Here is a 2,015-nt window from a genome sequence, read left to right on the forward strand (position 1 = left end):
CCCGCCTCGGCGCCGGGACGGACGTGCCCGTCGGCTCCCCGATCGCGGGCCGCACCGACGAGGCCCTCGACGACCTCGTCGGCATGTTCGTGAACATGCTCGTGCTGCGCACCGACACCTCCGGCGACCCGACCTTCAACGACCTGATCGCCCGGGTGAAGGACACCGACCTCGCCGCGTACGCGCACCAGGACGTCCCGTTCGAGCGGCTCGTCGAGGTCCTCAACCCGGCCCGCTCGATGGCGCGGCACCCGCTGTTCCAGGTCTCCTGTCGTTCCAGAACAACCCCGAGGCCCGCCTCGAACTCGACGGCCTCACCGGCGGCGCCGAACCCCTCCCGTCCGGCGTCGCGAAATACGACCTCTCGCTCTACCTCCAGGAACGCCACGGCGACGACGGCACGCCCGGCGGCATCGAGGCCGGACTCGAATACGCCCTCGACCTGTTCGACCCCGCCACCGCCGTCTCGATCGCCGACCGCTTCGAACGATTCGTCCGCGCCCTCGTCGCGACCCGGACGCCCCCATCGGCGCCGCCGAGATCCTCGACCGCACCGAACGCCGCACCCTCCTGCGCAAGTGGGCGGGCGGCCGCACCCCGGAGGCCGTCGCCGCCGCCGACGACCGTACGACGATTCCGGCGTTGTTCGAGGCGTGTGCGGCGGAGCGTCCGGGTGCGGTGGCGGTGACGTTCGAGGGTGTGTCGTGGACGTACGGGGAGGTGAACGCGCGGGCGAACCGTTTGGCGCGTCGTTTGGTGGATCGTGGTGTGGGGCCCGAGCAGTTCGTGGCGTTGGCGTTGCCGAGGTCCGCGGATCTGGTGGTGGCGATCCTCGCGGTGTTGAAGGCGGGTGCGGCGTATGTCCCGATCGATCCGGATTATCCGGCGGATCGCATCGCGTACATGCTGGAGGACGCTCGTCCCGTTCTGACGGTTCGGCCGGGGGACATCGACGCGCCCGGCTATGACGACGGGAACCTCGATGTCGAGGTGTCTCCGGACAATCCGGCGTATGTGATTTATACGTCTGGTTCGACGGGGCGCCCGAAGGGCGTCGTGGTTCCGCATCAGAACGTGGTGCGTCTGCTGCGCTCCACCGAGGGCTGGTTCGATTTCGGGCCGGACGACGTGTGGACGTTGTTCCACTCGTACGCCTTCGACTTCTCGGTGTGGGAACTGTGGGGCTCGCTCCTGTACGGCGGACGGCTTGTGGTCGTCCCGTACATGACCTCCCGATCCCCGCAGGACTTCCTGCAATTGCTCGAAGCCGAGCGTGTGACCGTCCTGAACCAGACGCCGTCGGCGTTCTACCAGCTCATGGCCGCAGACAAGGAGACCCCGGGCCGGGATCTCGCGCTGCGCTACGTGGTGTTCGGCGGCGAGGCCCTGGAGTTGGGGCGGCTGGACGACTGGTATTCGCGGCATCGTGAGGATGCTCCGACGCTGGTGAACATGTACGGGATCACCGAGACGACGGTGCATGTGTCGTATGTGGCGCTCGATCGGGCGTACGCGGCGACGGCACCGGGCAGCGTGATCGGCACGGGCATCCCCGACCTGCGCGTCTACGTCCTGGACGGCTACCTCCAGCCGGTTCCGCCGGGTGTCGTCGGCGAGCTGTACGTCGCCGGTCCGGGCCTGGCGCGCGGCTACTTGAACCGCCCGGCCCTTTCGGCGGAACGGTTCGTCGCCGATCCCCATGGCAAGCCCGGCACCCGCATGTACCGGACGGGCGACCTGGGCCGATGGCGCCGCGACGGCTCACTCGAATACCTCGGCCGCGCCGACCAGCAAGTGCAGCTACGCGGGTTCCGGATCGAACTCGGCGAGGTCGAGGCCGCCCTCACCCGTCACGAGGACATCCGGGACGCGGCGGTGGTCGTCCGTGACGATCGTCTGGTCGCCTACGTCGTCGCCTCCGGCGTCGAGACGTCGGACCTGCGCCGGTTCGTCGGCCGTGATCTGCCCGACTACATGGTCCCCGCCGTCATCGTCGAGCTCGACGCTCTCCCGCT

The 2,015-nt window shown here is 69.1% G+C and carries 2 pseudogenes; both read left to right on the top strand.

Going from position 1 to position 2,015, the window contains the following annotated elements:
• Positions 1 to 23: 23 nt before the first annotated feature.
• Positions 24 to 212 (top strand): annotated as a pseudogene (locus tag BJF79_RS66050) (condensation domain-containing protein); the annotation flags it as partial.
• A 418-nt stretch (positions 213 to 630) separates the two neighbouring features.
• Positions 631 to 2,015 (top strand): annotated as a pseudogene (locus BJF79_RS63650) (amino acid adenylation domain-containing protein); the annotation flags it as partial.

The organism is Actinomadura sp. CNU-125 (assembly GCF_001942465.1).
Lineage (GTDB): Bacteria > Actinomycetota > Actinomycetes > Streptosporangiales > Streptosporangiaceae > Spirillospora.